Raw genomic sequence first — 20,157 nt, 5'->3', positions numbered from 1 at the left:
TCAGCGCCGGGCTGATCTGCGACGGCATGAGCATAGTTCTCGCTATCTCGGTGAAAAATTGGGGAGCGCAAGCGCGCAACAAGAGAGACGTATACGGTAGCAAGATCCACAATCCGACCTTTGAACAGATCCTGACCGCGAGACCCAAGGGAAAAACGCGTCACGTTCCCAAAGCCTATATCCCCGATGCGCGCCTCATGAAAATCATCACCGTCGTTGGTGCCCGCCCCCAGTTCATCAAGGCCGCAGCTCTAAGTGCAGTGCTTTCAAGCGTCAAGGGGGTTGAAGAGCACCTGCTGCACACTGGCCAGCACTTCGATGACAACATGTCGAACGTGTTTTTTCGCGAGCTCGCTATTCCCGAGCCCCGTTGGAACCTGGGCATCAGCGGCGGTTCGCACGGTGCCATGACCGGTGCACAAATGGCCGGCATCGAGTCAGTGCTGGAAAAGGAAAGACCCGACGCGGTTCTGCTGTACGGCGATACCAATTCGACATTGGCCGGGGCTTTGACCGCGGCAAAGCTGAACATCCCTGTAGCGCACGTCGAGGCCGGCTTGCGTTCGTTCAATCGACGCATGCCCGAGGAAGTCAACCGCGTACTGACCGATCACGTTTCGCATTGGTTGTTCGCGCCGACGCAGGCTGCGGTGAGCAATCTGGCGAGCGAGGGAATCGCCGGTCTTCGGGTCCACAATGTTGGAGACGTGATGTACGACGCGGCTCGGCACTTTTCCGGGCTCGCGAGCGCGCGCAGCGAGCGCCCCGCGGCTTGGGCTTCAGTGGCCGGACGCCCCTTTGTCTTGGCGACGATTCACCGGGCCGAGAACACGGATTCGCCGCAGCGCCTGCGCGTGATCGTGCAGGCGCTGTCGGCGCTGGCTGGCGAAATCGACGTGGTCTGCCCACTGCATCCTCGCACCCGTGCCGTGATGGCGCAACTTGGGCTTCGTCTCGAAGCTCATCGAGGGATGCACTGCGTTGATCCGATGGGCTACCTCGACATGATCGAGATGGAGCAATCTGCGCAGATGATCGTCACCGATTCAGGAGGGGTGCAGAAAGAGGCTTTTTTCTTTCAGAAGCCTTGCGTCACGCTTCGCGATGAAACCGAATGGGTCGAGTTGGTTGATGCGGGATGGAATCGGCTTGCGCCGCCTACTTCGGTCGCTGCGGTGCATGCGGTCTTTCGCTTGGCCTTGGGATCTTCGGGCCAGGCAGTACGCCCCTATGGGAACGGAGACGCCGCGCGGCGAATCGCTGAAGTTCTGAAAGGGGCTTCGTCGTGAGAATCCTCTTGATCAACCACTACGCAGGATCCTTGCAGCACGGGATGGAGTATCGCCCTTACTACTTGGCGCGTGAATGGATTCGTGCCGGCCATACTGTCTGCATTGTTGCCGCTTCCCATTCGCACGTACGCGGTGTTCAGCCAATGGTGAAGAAACGTACTCGGCGGGAACTCGTCGAAGGCGTTCAATACCTCTGGTACCTCACTCCCAAGTATCAAGGAAATGGCGTTGGTCGCGCGCTGAACATCGCCGCGTTTTGCGCTCAACTCATGTGGGATGCCAAACACCTTGCAAGCGACTTTCAGCCAGATGTCGTCGTGGCATCCAGTACATATCCGATGGATATCTGGCCGGCACATCGCATTGCACGGCTGGCTTCGGCGAAGCTGGTTCATGAAGTTCACGACCTCTGGCCGCTCTCGCCCATGGAACTCAATGGGATGTCACCGCGACATCCGTTCATTGCTGTATGCCAGGCCGCCGAAGACTATGCCTGCAAGCACGCCGACGTTGTAGTGTCCATGCTCCCCAAGGTCCAGGATCATCTGGCTGCTCATGGACTCGACCTTTCCAAGTTGCATATCGTGCCCAATGGCGTATTGACCGAAGAGTGGGAGCAAACCGGCGACCCTTTGACTTCGGAGATCGCGCAGCACATCGAGCAGGCTCGAAGCATGGGGCGATCGGTCGTCGTGTATGCAGGAGCACATGGATTGGCCAATGCGCTGGATTCGCTGCTCGATGCCGCGAAGATACTGACAACAGAGCAGTTCAGTTTCGTTCTGGTGGGGGATGGCACAGAGCGTGACAGGCTTCTGAAGCGTGTGAATTCAGAAGGGTTGACCGAGGTGCGCATGTTTGCGCCCATTCCGAAGCGGCAGGTTTCGGCGCTGCTCGCTGCCGCGGACGTGGCCTATATCGGCCTGCAGCGCGTTCCGTTGTTCCGCTTCGGCATTGCCCCCAACAAGCTGATGGACTACATGATGGGTGGATGCGTTGTGCTCAGCGCGATTGAAGCAGGAAACGATCCGGTCGCCGAGGCAGGTTGCGGACTATCGGTCCAACCCGAGTCTGCTCCTGCAATTGCTGAGGGACTCCGCGCTCTGTCGCGCTTCGACTTCGAGACGCGGCGTTCGATGGGTCGCAAAGGCCGGGAGTTCGTGCGGCGTCACCACACCTGGCCCACGTTGGCTAGGCGCTTCTTGGATGCGATGACATGACGCCGCCACTCTCAGAACATTCTGCCGAGCTCGATGCGGTGCGCCAGCGTTACGCCAAGCGGCCGAATGTCGACTGGCGCTACAACGCGTTGAATCCCGCGGTCTGGCAGTCAATGCATGAGAGACAGCGGGAGATGCTGCGGCTCTTTCGCCGCTTGGGGTGGCGAGACCTTTCGCCACTCACGTTGCTAGAGGTGGGGTCCGGCTCGGGCTCAAATCTGCTTGAGCTCTTGCGTTTCGGTTTCGATCCACTCAATCTTCAAGGTGTTGAGCTTCTGGAGGAAAGACATGCCCAGGCCAGGGCCATGCTTCCGTCGGCGCTGCAGTTGGTCTGCGGCGATGCTTGCGAACTCGATGTCCCTCCAGCGAGCCAGAACATCGTGCTGCAATCCACCGTTTTTTCCTCGTTGCTCGACGACCGATTCCAGCAACGTCTGGCCGATGCGATGTGGCGGTGGGTCAAGCCGGGCGGAGGCGTACTGTGGTACGACTTCACGTACAACAGTCCTGCCAACCCCGATGTACGCGGCGTGACCATGGCGAGAATCAGATCGCTGTTTCCGGAGGGGCGCATGACCGTACGCCGCGTGACCCTCGCGCCACCTATCAGCCGCCGCGTGTGCCGCCTTCACCCAGCCGCATACCATCTCTTCAACCTCATGCCTTTCCTGCGCACCCACGTGTTGTGCTGGATCGCCAAGGATTGACCCCATGTCAGAAAAGCCTTCATTCCTCCCATTCGCGCTGCCCGATATCGGCGACGAAGAAATTGCCGAGATGGCCGATACGATGCGTTCGGGCTGGATCACGACGGGGCCGAAGGCGAAGCGCTTCGAAGACGATTTCGCGGCGTTCCTCGGCGATCCCGCGCTGCTATGCATGGCCGTCAATTCAGCCACCGCCGGCCTGCATCTGGCACTCGAGGCCCTCGGGGTCGGCCCCGGTGACGAGGTGATCACGACCACCCACACCTTCACTGCGAGCGCCGAAGTCGTTCGCTATCTCGGAGCGGATGTCGTGCTCGTCGACGTCGATCCCATCACGTTGTGCATCGACGTGCGCGGGATCGAAGCCGCGATCACGCCGCGCACGAAGGCCATCATTCCGGTGCACTATGGCGGCCTGGCGGCTGACATGCAGGCGCTGCTCGCACTGGCCCGGAAGCGCGGCCTGAAGGTGGTCGAAGACGCCGCCCATGCACTGCCCAGCACCTGCGGCGGTCAATTGATCGGCACGCTGCAGTCCGACGTCACCGTCTTCAGTTTCTACGCCAACAAGACCATGACGACGGGGGAGGGCGGCATGGTGGTCACGCGTGACGCCGATCTGGCCAAGCGCATCAAGGTGATGCGCCTGCACGGCATCAGCCGCGATGCGTTCGACCGGTTTCAGTCAACGACGCCCGCCTGGTACTACGAGATCGTTGCGCCAGGCTTCAAGTACAACCTGACGGACATTGCCGCGGCCATGGGCCTGCATCAACTGGCGAAGCTGCCGCGCTTCCTGGAGCGTCGCCAGTACCTGGCCGCGCGCTACCGTGAACACCTGTCGCGCTTGCCGTTGATTCTTCCAGCGGAAGCTCCGGCCGGCGAGGTGCACGCATGGCATCTGTATGTCATTCGCCTTGATGCTTCCGCCAAGGTGACGCGCGACGACGTCATCCAGGGGTTGTCGGACCGTGGAATCGGCACCAGTGTTCACTACGTGCCGTTGCATCGGCAGCCCTATTGGCGGGACCGCTATGGCCTCGAACCCGACATGTTTCCGCATTCGGAGGCCGCCTATCAGGCCATGCTCAGCATTCCGCTGTTCACAGCGATGAGCGACGCCGACCAGGATCGGGTGATCTCGGCGCTGCACCAGATCCTGATGTGATGCTCAAGCGGGCGTTCGACCTGTTGGTCACATCCTGCGCGCTGCTGGTGTTCGCGCCGCTGCTGCCGATCATCCTGGTTTGGATCAAGCTGGATTCGCCCGGCCCCGTCTTGTTCTGCCAGGACCGCGTGGGCCTGCGCGGTCGGGTGTTCTCCATCTACAAGTTCCGGACCATGCATGCAGGCTCGGCGGCAGGGCGCGGTGCACAAATCACGGTTGGCGCCGATCCGCGCATCACTCGGGCGGGCCGGTTTCTGCGTCGTCACAAGCTCGATGAGCTTCCGCAGTTGATCAATGTGCTGAAGGGCGAGATGAGCGTCGTCGGGCCTCGCCCGGAAGTGCCGCGCTACGTGGCCCTGTATCCGCCGGAGACGCGCGAGTTGGTCCTGAGCGTGCGTCCCGGAATCACCGATCTCGCCTCCATCGCCTACAGGGACGAGAACGCCCTGCTCGCCAAGGCGGACGATCCCGAGGCGTTCTATGTCGAGGTCGTGCTTCCCGCGAAGCTCGAGTACTGCGTCCAATATGTGCGCACGCGCAGCGTCAGGTTGGACCTGGTCATCCTGGGGAGAACAGCCAAGGCGCTGCTTGGTCTGTGAGCGAGCGCAGGCTGAACCCCCTCGCTATACTCGGCCCATCACGTCGATAAAGGGCGTGATCGGGATTGGCGTCCCGAAGCAGTTCTGCGACGCAAGCCGCAGTTGTTACCGCAGTAGCTCTGCGGCTTCGTTGTTCGTGCCTCCATTTTTTGGCGGCTCGAGCGGGGAGCCGCGAGGCTCGCCGGTTCTCGCAAGAGCTGCCCGGTACGCCAACCTGTTCGAGTCGCCGCCTCCGATTGGCGTCGGGTGCGGCGGTTGTTGCAAACCGCAGCTCTTGGAGGCCACCTATGGCTAAGTCCCCCCGCGCACCCGCGCCATCCTCACGCAAGGCCGCATCCGCCGCCCTGCGGATCACCGACGAATTCTGCAATCTGAAGGACGTGCATCGCGCCTTCGCATGCCTCCAAGGCCTGTTGTCGCCGATCCATCGAACGCCTCACTACGAAGAGTTCAGCATCGAACCAGGTGAGCTGCGGGCCTTGATGGCGGTGATCAACGGCGAACTGGAGCGCCGCACCGAGCCTGTCGAAGAGGCGATCCATTCGTTGCGCAAGGCCCTCAAGTCCAAGGCCCGCTGAGCGCGCTGCCCGGCCAATATCCTGACCGGGCCAATCTGAACGATGCGCGGCTGATGGGCCTCGATCCCATGGGAGGCCCCGATCTCCGCGTGTCAGCCTTTCTCTCGCCGACGACGACCTTCCGACAACAGCGAAGAAGCGTTGATTTCCGGCTCCGTCGTCAGCCTGCGGAGGGTGCATTCCTTGCCGCACGCCCAACGCGAGCCAACGGCGGTCATTTCAGCGAACGCCAGTAGATTCGCTTCCAGGGCGCAGTCATCCCGACAGATTCTGGAACAAGCGGGTTCCCGATGGTCTTGTCGGACAGGCGGATCAGCGCGCGCTTGCCCTCTGCTGTCTGCACGATGACAGGTCGGCTTGCCAAGGCATAGGCCAGGAAGACACCCGCATCGTGGTACGTGTTGCCCCCGGCCACCCTGGCCACGGCGCCGCCGGTGCTGGCATTAAGACCAAAGAAGTAGCTGCTGCCGCCCGGGTCGCAGATCACGTTGGTGGGCACATTCACCGAAAACGCCAAGGTGCCCGTCGTGGTGAGCGCGGAATTCGTGTTGATGCGCGCATTGGTGATCGGCAGGTCGAGGTACCAACCCCGCTTGGTGGAGACGTCAACCGCGTTGGTGGAAGCCCGGTAACTGATGGGGGGGCCGGAGACAAGCGTCGTTGACTGGCACACGAAGTCTCCGTTGCCTCCTCCCGCCGGGCAAGTGGCGCCGTTCGTGCCGCGAATGTTCGGCAAGGTCACGCTCGAGGCGGTGTCGTCGACGATGCCGTACATGGTCTGCCTCTGGGTCGCCCAGGAATTGACGGTTGCGGTTCCAGGTACATCGTCGTCCGAAAGGTAGCGTCCCGTGCCCACATAGACTAGGAACTTCGTGCTGCTGCCGGACACGGGACCCACGGTCGGCGCCGAGGTGATCGGTTGGAAGTTCCCCGCGCTGTCAGTGAGCGTGGCGATCTTGGTGACAGAGAACGTGTCCAGATCGAAGCGCCAGACATCGCCTTTCAGGTCGCCGCCGTAGACATAGCGGGTGACGGCATCCGGGGCCGTATTCGCCAACTTTCCGAGATGCGAAAGCCCTGAGGGGGCGGACGTGGACCCCACGCCGGCGTCCATTCTCTGCACGACGCTGCCGTCGCTTGGATCGAGCACCCACACGTAACCATTGCCGTCGGCCGTGCCGTTGCCATACCCCGAGGTCACGAGCACGCGCCATCCCGCCGCCGTCCTGACGATCATGGGCGTTCCGAAGGAATAGCCCATCCTGCCGGAGTCACTGAACTCCCACTTGACCTTGGACGCGACCTGGCTTTCGTCTGCCGCCGCGTAGTCTGTAATGTCCAGCGCGTAGTATCCGGCACCGCCTTTTCCGAGCCCGCCCACCAGGATGCGGCTCGTCGCGCCCGAAATGGTGATCTCTGCTGTCGCCGGCGTTCCGTCGACGAAATACTTGTGGGTGTAGCCCGGGCTCGACAGTTGGCTCAGGTTGGCATGGATCAGCTTCGGCACATAGGCCCACAACTCCTGGCCTCCGGTCGTGGCGCTGGAATTCGAAGGGATGCGGCCATCAAACGCATGAAGCATGCCGTCATTGGCCGGCTGGTAAATGATGGGAATGCCGGAATAGTTCACCACGACAGCCTCGGCGTTGACGATGTCGCCCAGCAGACTGATGCGCGAGCGGTAGGTCGAGCCCTCGCCCGTGCGGTTCCCTCTGAGGTAGTTGATCACGCCGGCGGTCAATGTGGGTGGCGTCCCCGCGAAAATGGCGTCCGTGAAGGGCCTGCCAACGGTGCCGTTGAACGAGGCGATCTTGCGTCCGGCGGGTGTGGTCTTGTCCAGCAGTTCGCGAGCCGACCATTCGTGTGCGCCGATCGGCAGGCCGGTCGTCGAGTCCAGCGCAAAGGCTTCCAGGTCTCCATACCATGACCCAGAGTTGTAGCTGGAGGCATAGCCGGTGTTGTCGAGAGTGATCTGCGCATTTGCAACCGCCACGGCGGCCGAGGCGGCGTCCTTGGCCAAGGCGTCCGTGATGACGGTCTTGAATGCTTGCGTCAACGTCGGGCCGTCCTGGGCACTAAGGAACAGGCCGCCGCCGTTCGCGGCGGTGTTTTTGAGCAAGGGATCGTTCTGGACCTGCAGATCGGCAAAGCCGATCGTGTAGGTCAGGAGATTGTTCTTCTTCGTCCGGCCCGTAGGGGCCGTCAGATCCGGACGCAGGTCGATGTCGAACAAAGCCTTGGCTACGTCGTCGAGATAGTCCGACCCCGCGGATTCGTACTCGCGATCTTTTTTTCTGTCCCATTTGCTGGTGGAACCATTGTCGACGCAGGTGCCGGCAAGGGGTCCTTGACAGTCACCGTCGTAGTCTCGAAGGTAGGTGTTGTTGTTGAAGCTCCGGTCGTTCTGCGGTCGACCATCCGTCATCAGGAAGGCATATGACCGCTGGCACCACTGCTGAATGGGTTTCGGTGAACTCGCGCTGGTGCACGACGCACCAGCGAGGCAAGAGTTGCGAGCGGATGTGTCAGTCCCATTCTGCTTCAGGAACGCATCGATGCTGACGCCGGAAACCGTGCCGGCAGTGATGTTGCCGTTGTAGCCTGTAGAGAGATAACGCCCGATGTCGGCCAGCGTGGACGCCAGCGGCGTGTTGCCTGACGGTGTGAGTCCTGCGATGCTGTTCGTCAGGGTGGTACGCGACGTGGTGGTCAGGTCGCCGATGGCGACCCGCAGCCTGCCCCCGTCACCGCTGTTGTAGGTGCTCAGCCCGACGCGGACCGGCGCATTCGCGCCCACGCTGGGAGGCAAGGGGAGTCCGTTGACGACGTCTGTGGCCGAGGCTCTGGCAATTTCAATCCGGGTTTGCACGGCACCCGCGGACGTGATTTTTTTTCGATCGATCCAACCGGTCGCAGGTCCATCAAAGACGCCGAAGTACCAGTTGAGAAAATGCCCGGTGTAGTCTGCAGACAGATAGCCACCGCCCGGGCTGCCATTGTTGTCACCCAAAAGCCGCGCAGAGTAGGTTCCCGTATTGCTGAAACAACGTTGGTTGGCGGTCGTCGTCCCCGAATTGAGTTGCGGCACCGTCACATGGCGATAGGACGTGTTGCCGCCGCCGGTGTAGACGAAAAGAGGCACGCCGCTCGTAATGTCGATCTCGATGCCGCTGGTGCCCGATGGGATCGTTTGCGCAGTCGTGCATGTGAATGGATACGTGGCGGACGCGTTGTACGGGCTCGTCGGAACGATATTGCTCATCGACCCCGAGTTGTCGATCATGAACATGAAGTTCGGCGCGACGTTGTTCTTCACCGCAACGGGCACGTCGGTGATGTTCTGGGCCAGGGCCGAAGCCAGCGTTGCGCTGAGCAGGACCAGCAATACGGACCGCGCTGCCGTTTTCAAGGCCGCAGTTGGTCTGCGGGGGGTGTGGGACATGCTCATACTCCTGTGCCTGGCTGACTCGAATGGATGCGGTTCACGTGCTCGCGGGGCCTGAGACCATGGCTTCGAACCAGCCCTCGGTACCTCGCGGCCCACGCACCCGTATCAGGACGCGGTAGCGAACGCTGATGCTTGACGCGGACAACGCCGTCGCACTCGCTTCGTACTCACATTTCGCGCGGATGTCGGTGATGCTCGACATGTCGGGATTGCTCGAGCACATGCGCTCGATGACGTACTGAATGCGGTAGTTGCCCGCGTCTGTCGCGCAGTTGGCCACGTTGGCTCCGCTTGGATCGACGCAGGTGACGGCGGCCCAGTTGATGGCCGTGGGAATGCCGTGGGCATCGAGGGGGGACTGCTTCGTCGCGAAATACCGGTTGTTGACGTCCGCATTCGCTGTGTTTCCGACCGCGAGCGCCGCAAGGGTGTTGAGCGCATCCGTGAGGGCGCGGTCCGACGCCTGCACGGCCGCTTGCTGGAACGAATAGTTGCCGGCGATGACATTGCCAGTGTCGGCCGCTCTGAGCACGCTCAAGCTGGCGATGGACATCAAAGCCAGCACAATGAGAGCCACCAGAAGCACCATGCCTTTCTGGCGACGCTGGGAGCCGCCGCGACGACGCAGTCCGCGCTGGAGGGGGTATGCCATGCTCATCTCAATTGCTCCAGATGACGTTGCGCAGTGGTACCACCGCCTGGTGCACTCGATACCGATAGTTGCGCCAGGTTTTTCCTGCGGAGACAGCGACTCCGCTGAGATCGATCACGGGGGCGCTGGCATCCTGGAATGAGCAGGGGCCGGTATTCACCACGCCGTTGGCGTTGGTGCACGCAGCGCTGACGTTGTTCGACTCGGATTCTTTGGAGCGCGCCACGATGACCACGCGCAGCGCCTTGATCAATCCCACGTTGGCCACGCTGGGGGCTGCCCACGCGCCCGTGGCGTCGACCCACGATGTGACGACGTCGCTGCTCGCCGCAGCACTGAGCCCATATTGGGCGTGCATCAGCACAACATCTGTGGCGAGTGCGTTTGCACCGCCCGAAAAGCTGAGCGGATTCTGCGTGCACGCAGGCGCATCGGAGAATGCGTTGTACTGAATCAGCGATTGGCACCGTACCGCAAACGCGTTTTGCACGAAGCTTGCGCCCAGCCGATTGACGACTGCAGGACCGTAGATGGCGGGAGCCGCCCCGGTATCGGTCTGAAAGCCGTATTTTGGCGCGTTCGTGAAGACGGCGGCCGGTGGGTTGTAGCCTGTGGCTGCACCAACGCGGGTCAAGGTCGTGCAAAGGGTCGCGTTGCCGGCACATGCGGTGCCATCAGTGGTCGGCGCGGCCGTGACTTGGAACAACAGGCACGGTTGCCCCGAGCCCGGAGCACCCATCAGGGCCAGATCACCGTTCAGGAGGCCTCCCGCGTTGCTGACCTTGACCGTGGCGTCGCCGGTCGCGGTGACGTCCACCAGCGGCACGCCAGAGAGTGCCCCGGTCGAGGTCGCGGTCGTGAACACGATGGTGTCGGATGCGGTATTGCTGCCGCCATCGGTGATCTTCATCGGCATGAAGACGACGTTGTCGGCCTTCACGGTGCCGTCGTGCCACGCATTGAGCGTCGGGCACAGGAGTTGGCCGTTGTTGAACAGGCCGGCGCCAGCCGATCGGCCCGCGCTGTCGATCAACGAGAGCGCAATTTGGGCACTCCCCTGAGAAGCCACGTTGGAGGCCACGACCCGGAACTGCCGGCCCATGGTCAGCACCGTGCCCGTGATCACCAGGCTGAGGAAGAGTCCGATGGCGATGGCGACCATCAGTTCGACCAGCGTGATGCCGTGCATGCGGCTCGGCCGCGGGCCGCGCTGCGTTGTGACTATGCCGAATCGCTTCATGGTTGCCACTGCATCTGGTTGCTGACGACGAGTTGATGCAACGGGTCATTGCCGTTTTGCCAGCACAACCTGACCGTCACTTGCCCGGTCGCGGGATCCACCACGATCTGCTGCAAGTTGCCGGTGGCATTGGCACCGAGCAAACCGGTCACTTCGCCCAGCCACTCGGTCACCACCGCATTCGCGGATGCGGCGCCGGTGGGCGCACACTTGGTGTTTCCGGTGGGGTGATGCGCAAAGGTCGCGATGGTGGCAGGGTCCGAAATCAACATCCGACCGAACAACTGGTCCGCCAGGAAGGTTGCATCCGCGCGCTGTTGGGCATCTGTCGAGAACCGAACTGCGCCGCCCTGCAGTCCCAACAGGCCGAGCACACCGATAGAGAACACCAACAGCGAGATGAGGACTTCGATCAGCGTGAAGCCGCAGTGATGCTGCCGTCGCGAAGCCATGCGATTGGAAGGCATCAGCACCTCCGAGGGTCGTTGGCCGCCGAAACCGCGGGGTCGCACATGCGGATCAGGCCGCCACCGAACACATCGATTCGGCGAGTGTCCGTGCCCGACGTGGCGCTCGACAAGTTGATTTGGGAGAGCCAGGTTCCCGTGGCGTTGACAAGCCCTGTTGGCAGGAACGTGACGCTGGTCGCGCTGTTGCTCGAAGCTGCGTTGAGCCCGCCCGTGTCACTGTCGGCGCGCGACTGGATGACGGCACCCGCGCTGTCGCTGACCGTCCAGCCTGAACTGGTTCCAGTGAGCGCGAAACTGACCTGCGAGTTGCGGCGCACGGCCTCGGCTCGTGCGAGATTGAGTCCGTTGAGCATGCTTTCCGCACCGCTCCTCAGGCGGTAGTTCGATACCAACTGCGAAAAACTCGGGGCTACCAAGGCGAGGCTGACGGCAATGATGGCGACCGTCACCATCAACTCAATGAGCGTGAAGCCTCGCAGCTTGCTGCGCTGACCAGCAGGATGTGGTCGGGAAGATGCAAGCGTCAGCATGTGTCGCTCTTCCGTTTCAGCCAGCAGGCCGCCGGCAGGCCCGACGCCCCCGGGTACGCGGTCGTTGCATGGGCGTTGTTGTTGTCGATCGTGAAGGTAAAGCCAGTCATGCTGGCCGACGCATTCCCGGTCGCGGTGATCAGGAACGTCTGGCTGGTGCCGCCTGTACCCCAGTTGCACGTGTACGTGAACGACGGGCTGGTGGGAACGGCGACGCCGCAGGCCGTCGCGGTGGATCCATAGTTGCTGGGGCGACTGTCTTGATAGAACTGCTCCAGCCTGACGCGCATCGTTCCAAGCTCGCCGGTGGCCTCGGCAATTCGACCGCGCCGAACGTAGTCCGTGTAGGACGGATAGGCGATGGAGGACAAGATCGCCACGACTGCCACCGTGATCATGAGTTCAATGAGCGTGAACCCCGCCGAACGGCGACGAGGAGGGGAGACGTTTTGCACTGTGATGACCTCAGCCCGCATGTTTTATAAAGGTCACAAATTGTCACGGGCCTGTTTCTTTTCACATTGCCGCCTGTCCGCGCAGCGCTTCCTTTCGTCGCCCCCGAACGGCTAACCTGTGAACGGTTTCACGTATGGGCTCAATCTTTAGTTTTCGTTATGAGGCTGCGAGCGAGAGGGCATCGGCTTTGCGGACCGTCGCCCTGGCAGCGCTGTTCGCGCTCCCGTTCCTGTTCCCTTTCGCGGTCGGCCCCTCGGTGAACGTGCTGCAGCAGCTGGTCGCGTGGGCCTGCGTCGCCCTGTCGCTGGCGCTCGGACCCCGCGCGCTGCCGTCGAGAGCGGTGCTCGGCTGGCTGACCGTGACGGCTCTGGCGGTTCTGGCCGGACAGGGGCAAGTCCCGGCCTTCGACGGATCGGCCGTTCTTGCCGTGGCGGCGGTCGGCATGGCCGGCTGCGTGGGCGCGGGCATGGCGCATGCACGGTCGCCAGCGCCATGGGCCTGGGCCCTGCTAACCGCCGGGCTCATCAATGCCTTGCTGGGTTTGCTCCAGTATTACGGCCTCGCCCAGCCCCTGGTCCCCTGGACCAGCGCCCCCGAACTCGGCCAGGCCTACGGCAACCTGCGCCAGCGCAACCAGTTCGCGACGCTGATCAGCCTGGCGCTGGTCTCGGCGCTGTGGCTGCATGCGGCCGGCGGCCGCCGCGTGCGCGCGGCGCTGGTGCCGGCGGCGGCGCTGCTGGTGGTCGCGGCTGCGGCGGCCACCTCGCGCACGGGCCTGCTGCAGCTCCTGCTGATCGTCGGCGGGGCTGCTTTCCTGGCTCGGCGGGAGCGTCGCGAGCCAGTCGGCCTCCATCGCTTGCCGCATCCCTGGCTGCTTATTGCCGCAGTACCTGCTTACTTCGTTGCCGCCTGGCTGCTTCCCCAACTCGCCAGCCCGGGTGTCGAGGGCATGATCACCCGCCTGCGCGACGGCGCCCCGGCGGCCCACAGCCGGCTCCTGCTGTGGCACAACGTCCTCGACCTGATCGCCCAGCGTCCCTGGGCCGGCTGGGGCTGGGGCGAGCTGAAGTTCGCGCACTACAGCACGCTCTACGCCGGCCCGCGCTTCGTCGAGATCCTCGACAACGCGCACAACCTTCCCTTGCATCTGGCGGTCGAACTCGGCATTCCGGCGGCGCTGCTGATCTGCGGCGGCTTCGGCTGGCTGGTGCTGGCCGCCCGTCCGTGGCGCGAAAGGGATCCGGCACGGCTCCTGGCCTGGGCCCTGCTCGGCGCGATCGTGCTGCACAGCCTGCTCGAATACCCGCTCTGGTACGGGCCGTTCCAGCTGGTCTTCGGGCTGTGCCTCGGCTTCTTGTGGCCGGCGGCGCCGGTGGGGGCTCGCGCCGGCCGGGCTCGCTGGAAGACCGTACCCGCACTGGCGATGGCCGCCGTGCTCGCACTGATGGCGAGCGTCGGCTACGCCGCCTGGGACTACACCCGCGTCAGCCAGGTTTTCCTGGAGCGCGACCGGCGGCTGCCGGCCTACCGCGACCACCCGCTCGAGGTGGCGCAGGGCTCCTGGTTGTTCAAGGCGCCGGTCGCCTTCGCCAGGCTGACCCTGACGCCGGTCAGCCACGCCAACGCCGGCGAGATGCACGCGCTGGCGCAGCGCGTGCTGCACTTTTCGCCCGAACCGGCCGTGATCGTCAAGCTGATCGAGAGCGCGATGCTGCTGGGCGACGACGAAGAGGCCTATGCACAGGCCGCCCGATTCAGGGCTGCCTTTCCGGCCGAGTACGCCCGCTGGGTCGGCGGTCAGCCGATGGAAGAGGATCCGGCCGGGTAGGTCCGGCTTTTGCGTGCGCCGTCCGCAGTTCTGCAAGGAGTTGTTTCGAGCTACATTCCGTTGGGCCAACGGATCCCACCTCACGCAGCCAGACCATGACTCACTACAGCTTTGTCCATCTCGAGTTTGGAAGTGCGCGCAGAGAGCCTTCCGTCGAGCTGCTCGCCCGGTTTCGCGAGGCGTTCGCGAAGCCCGGCGACCGGGTCACACTGGTCGTTGTCGACAACGCCCGGACGGACGGCGAGGAGACCTACGCCGGGTTCGGCTTCGAGGCCCGGGTCATCCCGGGCGACAACTCGAATCGCGAATTCTCCGGCTGGGATACAGGGGTGGCCGCGGTCCTGTCACGCAGCGACGAACCCGACGTCTGGATCTTCACGAACGACACGGTGGCCCGCCACCAGGGCTGGAGTCCCCAGCGAGCGGCTCGGTTCGGCCAGGAGATCGAGAAGCTCAGCGTCCACGCCGGCCCCTGGATCCTCGGGGAGGTCCACGACTACGTGCACTCCGTCAAGACGCCGCTGGGGCCGCAGCTCGAGTACATCGTCACCTATGGCTTTGCGATGAACAACACGTTGCGCAAGGGGCTGGTGACCCTTTCCCCTGGCAACGAATTCCTGGATTCCCTCGTGCACGACAGTTACGAGCCGGCCCACAAGCTGTTCCGGGATCACGTCGATCCCGGCTACGCCGAAACGCGCCTGGTCTTCATGGTGGCGGATCCGGACGAGATGGCCGAGACGAAGCGGAAGTTCAAATGGAGCGGCGGCTGGTACAAGGCCAGCGCGCTGACCGCGGAAACATTCGAGGACATGCGCATGAAAGTGCGTTGCGTTCTCTCCGAGACGCTGCTCAGCGTGCGCGCGCGGCAACTGGGCGCGGACATCCGGTCGCCCTACGACGCCCGCAATGGGCGCGATCGCGTCCGCAAGACCGTGCAATTCTTCGCGGACAAGCTCTGGGAGCGTCGATTCATGCGCAGATTGAGAAAATCTGCCGGCTAGACATCAGCTGCCTAGCCTGCCACCCAGCTCCCCGACTTCCCCCCGTGCTTCTCCAGCACGTGCACGTCGGTGATGCGCATCCCGCGATCCACCGCCTTGCACATATCGTAGATGGTCAGGAGCGCCACCTGGACGGCGGTCAGGGCCTCCATCTCGACGCCGGTGGGGCCGACCGTTTCGACCGTCGCGGTGCAGGTCACTTGCGGCGGGGTGCCGTCGACCAGCGCGAAGGCCAGCGCCACGCGGGTGAGCGCCAGCGGATGGCACAGGGGAATCAGGTCGCTGGTCTTCTTGGCAGCCTGGATGCCGGCGATGCGCGCGACGCCGAGCACATCGCCCTTCTTGGCGCTGCCCGACTCGATCAGGGCCAGGGTCGAGGCCAGCATTTCGATGCGGCCGGTCGCCACGGCCACGCGATGGGTCGCGGGCTTGGCCGCGACGTCGACCATGTGCGCCTGGCCCTGGGCATCGAAATGTGTAAGAGAACTCATCTGTGAACGTTCTGCGGAGTGCAGCATCATACGGGGCCGAGCCAATGGACGAGGAATGCCGCGCTTGACTCCCTTTCACCACTCCATCCTCTCGCGACCGCCGGTCGCCCGCCTGCTGCGCGGCCTGTGCGCCGGGCTGCTGATCGCCGCCCAGATTGCACTGCCCTTGCGCGCGCAGGCCCAGCAGCTGCCCGGCATGGGCGACGGCGGCGAGATGACCGCCAGCGCCGAGCGCCACCTGGGCGACCAGATCGCCCGCGAGCTCTACCGCGACCCGGACTTCATCGACGACCCGGTGCTGGTCGAGTACGTGCAGGACATCTGGCAGCGCCTGCTCGCCGCGGCGCGGCTGCGCGGCGAACTCACGCCCGAGCTCGACGAGCGCTTCGCCTGGGCCATCCTGCTGGGCCGCGACCGCAACATCAACGCCTTCGCCCTGCCCGGGGGCTATCTCGGGCTCAACCTGGGGCTGATCGCGGTGGTCGGCAGCCGGGATGAGCTCGCCACCGTGCTCGGGCACGAGTTGTCCCACGTCACGCAGCGCCACATCGCGCGCATCATGACCAAGCAGAGCCAGCAGATGCCGATGATGCTCGCCGGCCTGATCCTGGGCGTGATCGCCGCCAGCAAGAGCCGAAGCGCCGATGCCGGCCAAGCGATGATCATGGGCAGCCAGGCGATGTTCATGCAGAACCAGCTCAATTTCTCGCGCGACATGGAGCGCGAGGCCGACCGTGTCGGCTTCGGCGTGATGACGCAGGCCGGCTTCGCGGCGCAGGGCGCGGCCACGATGTTCGAGAAGCTCCAGTACGCCTCCCGGCTCAACGACAACGGCTCCTACCCCTATCTGCGCAGCCACCCGCTCAACAGCGAGCGGATCGCCGACATGCAGGGCCGCTTCCAGGCCAAGCCCGGCGCCACCGCGCCGCTGCCGCTGGTGATGGACCACGCCATGATCACCGCCCGCGCCCGGGTGCTCACCCGCCCCGGGGTCGACGTGCTGCGGCTGTGGGCCGATTCGGCGGGCAGCGGAGAGTTCGCGCGCAGCTCGCCGGCGCAGCAGGCCGGCATCCTCTATGCGGCGGCGCTCTCGGCCAGCGAGCTGCGCGACTTCAAGGCGGCCCGTGCGCTGGCCCAGCAGTTGGTCGCCCGCACGGCCGGCGACGCGCCGTCGGCCCGGCTGGCGCGGCTGCTCTCGGCCGAGATCGAGCTCGCGGCCGGTGCGGCGCCTGCGGCCGCGGCCTTGCTGAATCCCAAGGCCAAGGACCGGCCTGAAATGATGCTGGCGGCCCAGGCCGCGGTCGCCACGCGCAATCCGGCACCGATGATCCCGGCGCTGCGCGATTGGGTCGCCACCCATCCGCGCGACGCCAGCGCCTGGCGCATGCTCGCCAACCTGTATGGCGCGAACAACGAGACGGTCAGCGCGGTGCGCGCCGATGCCGAGGCCAATGTCGCTTCGCTCGACTACGCGGCGGCGCGCGACCGCTTCAAGGCAGCGCAGGACCTGATCCGCAAGAGCGCGCAGGGCCAGCCCGGCACCGGTCCGGTCGACCACTACGAGGCGTCGATCATCGACACCCGCGCCCGCGCCATCGACGCGATCCTGAGGGAGCAGGCCGCCGAGGCGAAGCAGCTCAGATAGGAAGAAGCAGGGGCGCGCGCGTCAGCCCTGCTTCGCGAACAGCCCGCCCAGCGCGGACTCGATCAGCACGCCGAGCAGCGAATAGATCAGCGAGCCGAGCAGCGCCGCGAAGAAGCTGTTGACGTGAAAGCCCGACAGCAGCCCCGAGGCGGCCCAGAAGAGCAGGGCGTTGATCACGAACAGGAACAGGCCCAGCGTGACGATCGTGACCGGCAGGGTCAGCACCACCAGCACCGGCCGCACGAACATGTTGAGCAGCCCGATCACGGCCGCGGCCAGCAGCGCCGAGGTGTAGGTCGTGACCTGGACGCCGCTGTAGAGATAGGCGACCGCGAGCAGCGCCAGCGCGCTGAGCAGCCATTTGATGAGGAGTCGCATCCGGCGCGGGCTCGACGGGCTATTCGGACAGCTCGTTGGCCAGCACCAGCAGCGCGCCCATGCCCAGCACCGCGCCCGGCAATGCCCAGCCGGACTGGCCCGCCGGCGTCTGGTCGGGTGCCACGGGTTCGAGATCGACGCCGAGCTTCGGCCGGCGGGCATCGATCACCCGCGTGGCACCGTGCTCCAGCTTCAGGCGCTGCGTCAGTTCGGTCAGCGGGCCCTTGGCCAGCACCGGCGTCACCGGCGCATTGCCGCTCGTCAGCACCGGCAGCAACTGCTCCTGCACCTTGGCGAACCACTTGGCGCGCCAGTTCTCGCGCGCACTGTGGCTGACCCATTTGCTGATGCGGTGGGTCATGCGCGGCGCGCAGGCCACCAGCACCCAATGGCGCTGTCCGGCGGCGCCGGCCTCGGCCGGCGCCTTGGCGAGGAACTCGCGGGCATAGCCCGCGTCGTCCACGTACAGAATGACCTTTTCCATGGTTGCTCCTTTTATGCTGGTTGGAGTGGGAGAGACATTGGGCAAGGGAAGTTCAGGCGGTGACCGTGTCGGCCGGCTTCGGGCGGCGCGCGGCGACCCACTTGCCGATCGCCAGCACCAGCAGCGCGCCGATGACGCCGGCAGCGTAGCGCACCAGGTCGGTCTGCGGCAGCTTCGGCACCCAGGTCCAGGCGGCCGGATTGGCCACCGACGGATCGGACACGGCCATGGTTCCGGCGATCCAGCCCAGCAGCATGCCGCCCAGCGTGATGATCAGCGGGAAGCGGTCCATCAGCTTGATCACCAGCTGGCTGCCCCAGACGATGATCGGGATGCTGACCAGCAGGCCGAAGATCACGAGCGGCATCTGGTGGCCGGCGCCGGCGCCCTGTGCGGCACCCGCGATCGCGATCACGTTGTCCACGCTCATCACCAGGTCGGCCACGATGACGGTCTTGACCGCGGCCCAGAGCTTGTCGCTCGCCGCGATGTTGCCGTGGGCGTCGTCGTGATCGGGCGACAGCAGCTTGACGCCGATCCACAGCAGCAGGATCGCGCCGGCCAGTTTCAGGAACGGAATCGCCAGCAGCGTCAGGGCGAAGAAGATCAGGATGACGCGCAGCACGATGGCGCCGGCGGTGCCCCAAAGGATGCCCTTGGTGCGCTGGGCCGGTGGCAGCTTGCGGCAGGCCAGCGCGATCACGACCGCATTGTCGCCACCCAGCAGGATGTCGATCATGATGATCTGGCCGACGGCGACCCAGAATTCGGGGGTTAGAAATAGCTCCATGAAGTCCTCTCTGTTTTCGTTTCACTCCCGCTCGCGTGGATCGGATGAGGCGTTGACGGAGAGAACGGAGTCTCGGGGGCTTGCAACGCTTCGATCAAACCCGCGAGGGCTCACATCGAAGGTCTTGCTTGACAGCACGCGGCTGCCCGACAGGCCGGAAGTGTTTTGCTTCGTATTGACGACCTGGCGAACCCACTCCCTGGAGAGCGAGTGGGAGCTACTCCCCTTCGTGGGCGGAATTAGAGCATCGTGGCCGGGGTGTTGCAACCAGACTTGTCTCATTCCTTGAAGAGAATGAGCCTGGATTCCACGTGGACAGGCGCAGCGGTGCTATTGATTTCGGAGCAAGCAATCCCTCCAACGTTTGCGGGACATTGCCCGGACTATGATGCGCGCTCGCTTTTTCTTGTCTCCCCATGGCCGCCATTCACATCACCGACATCGAGGCCGCCATCAATTTCTGGCGCGAGAGAAAACCTTCGCCCGACGGCATCACGCTGGCCCCCGAACTGCGGGCGCTGGCCGAGGTCTATGCGCTGATGGTGTTCCACCACGAGGACGAGGTCGACGAAGTCGGCTTCCCTGCCAAGGCCTGGGCCGCCTGGCTGGACTGGTACCAGAGCACGCCCGACACCCCGTGCATCGCGATCTGCTCCACCAGCCAGGGCGACGACCAGTGCAAGGGCTGCGGCCGCAGCTTCGACGAGGTGCAGCACTGGCCGGCGATGTCGCCGGCCGAGAAGCGCTCGACCTGGCGTCGCATCACGATGCAGGACACGGCCTGGCGCTTCAACAAGTATGCCGAGCGCGCGCGCGAGACCGAGCAGGTCTGGCCCGAGGACGCGACGCCCGATCCGGCCGACTGAACGCCATGCGACGCCTCGCGCAAGCCCCGAACCTGGCCATCGCGACGCTGTGGGTGCAGATGCTGCGCGATGACGGCATCGGCGCCTCGGTGCAGAGGGAGTACCTGGGCGCCGCGGCCGGCCAGTTGCCGCCCGACCAGTGCCTGCCCGAGATCTGGATCGAGGACGACGGCCAACTCGCGCTGGCCGAGCGGCTGTTGCATGCGCTCAAGCACCGGCCGCAGCGTCGCTGGGAGTGCCGTTGCGGGGAGCTGGTGGAGGGCGGATTCGAACAGTGCTGGCAGTGCGGCGCCCCGATGCCCAGGGATTAG

General features: G+C 64.4%; 21 protein-coding genes. 11 read left to right on the top strand and 10 right to left on the bottom strand.

What is annotated here, in order from left to right; all coding sequences use genetic code 11:
• Positions 1 to 26 precede the first annotated feature (26 nt).
• The 6 genes from wecB (at position 27) to AC1DYK_RS04095 (ending at position 5,564) form a co-directional block, all read left to right on the top strand.
• Positions 27 to 1,289, top strand: coding sequence for a non-hydrolyzing UDP-N-acetylglucosamine 2-epimerase (gene wecB, locus AC1DYK_RS04120; protein WP_478165094.1), 1,263 nt, complete (start codon positions 27 to 29; stop codon positions 1,287 to 1,289).
• Positions 1,290 to 1,297: 8 nt separating this feature from the next.
• A complete protein-coding gene (locus AC1DYK_RS04115) occupies positions 1,298 to 2,512 on the top strand; it encodes a glycosyltransferase family 4 protein (protein ID WP_478165093.1) in 1,215 nt (404 codons plus the stop codon).
• Entirely contained in the window at positions 2,509 to 3,219 is a 711-nt protein-coding gene (locus tag AC1DYK_RS04110) for a class I SAM-dependent methyltransferase (RefSeq protein WP_478165092.1), read from the top strand. The genes AC1DYK_RS04115 and AC1DYK_RS04110 overlap by 4 nt, the downstream gene beginning before the upstream one ends.
• Positions 3,220 to 3,223: 4 nt before the next feature.
• Positions 3,224 to 4,387: a DegT/DnrJ/EryC1/StrS family aminotransferase gene (locus AC1DYK_RS04105; protein WP_478165091.1), complete on the top strand. Its 1,164-nt coding sequence runs from the start codon at positions 3,224 to 3,226 to the stop codon at positions 4,385 to 4,387.
• Positions 4,387 to 4,986 (top strand): sugar transferase, encoded by a 600-nt coding sequence (locus AC1DYK_RS04100; protein WP_478165151.1) that lies wholly within the window; start codon positions 4,387 to 4,389, stop codon positions 4,984 to 4,986. Before AC1DYK_RS04105 ends, AC1DYK_RS04100 begins: the two co-directional genes overlap by 1 nt.
• Before the next feature lie 287 nt (positions 4,987 to 5,273).
• Positions 5,274 to 5,564: a hypothetical protein gene (locus AC1DYK_RS04095; RefSeq protein WP_478165090.1), complete on the top strand. Its 291-nt coding sequence runs from the start codon at positions 5,274 to 5,276 to the stop codon at positions 5,562 to 5,564.
• A gap of 214 nt (positions 5,565 to 5,778) precedes the next feature.
• Here the strand turns inward: AC1DYK_RS04095 and AC1DYK_RS04090 are convergent, their stop codons facing one another.
• Genes AC1DYK_RS04090 through AC1DYK_RS04065 form a run of 6 tightly spaced genes read right to left on the bottom strand, consistent with a single transcriptional unit; the run spans position 5,779 to position 12,380 of the window.
• Positions 5,779 to 9,006, bottom strand: coding sequence for a pilus assembly protein (locus AC1DYK_RS04090; RefSeq protein WP_478165089.1), 3,228 nt, complete (start codon positions 9,004 to 9,006; stop codon positions 5,779 to 5,781).
• 40 nt (positions 9,007 to 9,046) lie between these two features.
• A complete protein-coding gene (locus tag AC1DYK_RS04085; protein ID WP_478165088.1) occupies positions 9,047 to 9,664 on the bottom strand; it encodes a hypothetical protein in 618 nt (205 codons plus the stop codon).
• 7 nt (positions 9,665 to 9,671) lie between these two features.
• Positions 9,672 to 10,904 carry a PilW family protein gene (locus AC1DYK_RS04080; RefSeq protein ID WP_478165087.1) on the bottom strand — a complete coding sequence of 411 codons (1,233 nt, stop codon included), beginning with the start codon at positions 10,902 to 10,904 and terminating at the stop codon, positions 9,672 to 9,674.
• Positions 10,901 to 11,371 (bottom strand): type IV pilus modification protein PilV, encoded by a 471-nt coding sequence (gene pilV / locus AC1DYK_RS04075; protein WP_478165086.1) that lies wholly within the window; start codon positions 11,369 to 11,371, stop codon positions 10,901 to 10,903. The genes AC1DYK_RS04080 and pilV overlap by 4 nt, the downstream gene beginning before the upstream one ends.
• Positions 11,371 to 11,904, bottom strand: coding sequence for a GspH/FimT family pseudopilin (locus AC1DYK_RS04070; RefSeq protein WP_478165085.1), 534 nt, complete (start codon positions 11,902 to 11,904; stop codon positions 11,371 to 11,373). Before AC1DYK_RS04070 ends, pilV begins: the two co-directional genes overlap by 1 nt.
• On the bottom strand, positions 11,898 to 12,380 hold the full coding sequence (locus AC1DYK_RS04065) for a type IV pilin protein (protein WP_478165084.1): 483 nt from the start codon (positions 12,378 to 12,380) through the stop codon (positions 11,898 to 11,900). Before AC1DYK_RS04065 ends, AC1DYK_RS04070 begins: the two co-directional genes overlap by 7 nt.
• A 167-nt stretch (positions 12,381 to 12,547) precedes the next feature.
• Between AC1DYK_RS04065 and AC1DYK_RS04060 the strand changes: the two genes are divergently transcribed.
• Together AC1DYK_RS04060 and AC1DYK_RS04055 are read left to right on the top strand one after the other, a co-directional pair.
• Positions 12,548 to 14,188 carry a PglL family O-oligosaccharyltransferase gene (locus AC1DYK_RS04060; RefSeq protein ID WP_478165083.1) on the top strand — a complete coding sequence of 547 codons (1,641 nt, stop codon included), beginning with the start codon at positions 12,548 to 12,550 and terminating at the stop codon, positions 14,186 to 14,188.
• Positions 14,189 to 14,283: 95 nt separating this feature from the next.
• A complete protein-coding gene (locus tag AC1DYK_RS04055) occupies positions 14,284 to 15,192 on the top strand; it encodes a hypothetical protein (RefSeq protein ID WP_478165082.1) in 909 nt (302 codons plus the stop codon).
• 11 nt (positions 15,193 to 15,203) lie between these two features.
• On the opposite strand, the gene moaC is transcribed toward AC1DYK_RS04055, so the two are convergent.
• A complete protein-coding gene (moaC, locus tag AC1DYK_RS04050) occupies positions 15,204 to 15,683 on the bottom strand; it encodes a cyclic pyranopterin monophosphate synthase MoaC (RefSeq protein WP_478165081.1) in 480 nt (159 codons plus the stop codon).
• Between the two features lie 55 nt (positions 15,684 to 15,738).
• On the opposite strand from moaC, the gene AC1DYK_RS04045 reads away from it, so the two are divergent.
• The gene (locus AC1DYK_RS04045; RefSeq protein WP_478165080.1) at positions 15,739 to 17,328 is read left to right on the top strand and encodes a M48 family metalloprotease; all 1,590 of its coding nucleotides are present in this window, start codon (positions 15,739 to 15,741) and stop codon (positions 17,326 to 17,328) included.
• Between the two features lie 21 nt (positions 17,329 to 17,349).
• Here AC1DYK_RS04045 and AC1DYK_RS04040 read toward each other — a convergent pair whose 3' ends face one another.
• From AC1DYK_RS04040 to AC1DYK_RS04030, 3 genes are read right to left on the bottom strand one after another with little or no spacing between them, the layout of a single operon-like run.
• Positions 17,350 to 17,706, bottom strand: coding sequence for a phage holin family protein (locus AC1DYK_RS04040; protein ID WP_478165079.1), 357 nt, complete (start codon positions 17,704 to 17,706; stop codon positions 17,350 to 17,352).
• 19 nt (positions 17,707 to 17,725) lie between these two features.
• Positions 17,726 to 18,190, bottom strand: coding sequence for a hypothetical protein (locus AC1DYK_RS04035; RefSeq protein ID WP_478165078.1), 465 nt, complete (start codon positions 18,188 to 18,190; stop codon positions 17,726 to 17,728).
• A gap of 52 nt (positions 18,191 to 18,242) precedes the next feature.
• Positions 18,243 to 18,980: a TerC family protein gene (locus tag AC1DYK_RS04030; protein WP_478165077.1), complete on the bottom strand. Its 738-nt coding sequence runs from the start codon at positions 18,978 to 18,980 to the stop codon at positions 18,243 to 18,245.
• A 416-nt stretch (positions 18,981 to 19,396) separates the two neighbouring features.
• Here AC1DYK_RS04030 and AC1DYK_RS04025 point away from each other — a divergent pair, with 416 nt between their 5' ends.
• On the top strand, positions 19,397 to 19,846 hold the full coding sequence (locus AC1DYK_RS04025) for a DUF3717 domain-containing protein (protein WP_478165076.1): 450 nt from the start codon (positions 19,397 to 19,399) through the stop codon (positions 19,844 to 19,846).
• Positions 19,847 to 19,851: 5 nt separating this feature from the next.
• Entirely contained in the window at positions 19,852 to 20,157 is a 306-nt protein-coding gene (locus tag AC1DYK_RS04020; protein ID WP_478094488.1) for a DUF2007 domain-containing protein, read from the top strand.

The organism is Variovorax sp. P2_H12 (assembly GCF_056403395.1).
This window is presented reverse-complemented; position numbering and strand designations above follow the sequence as displayed.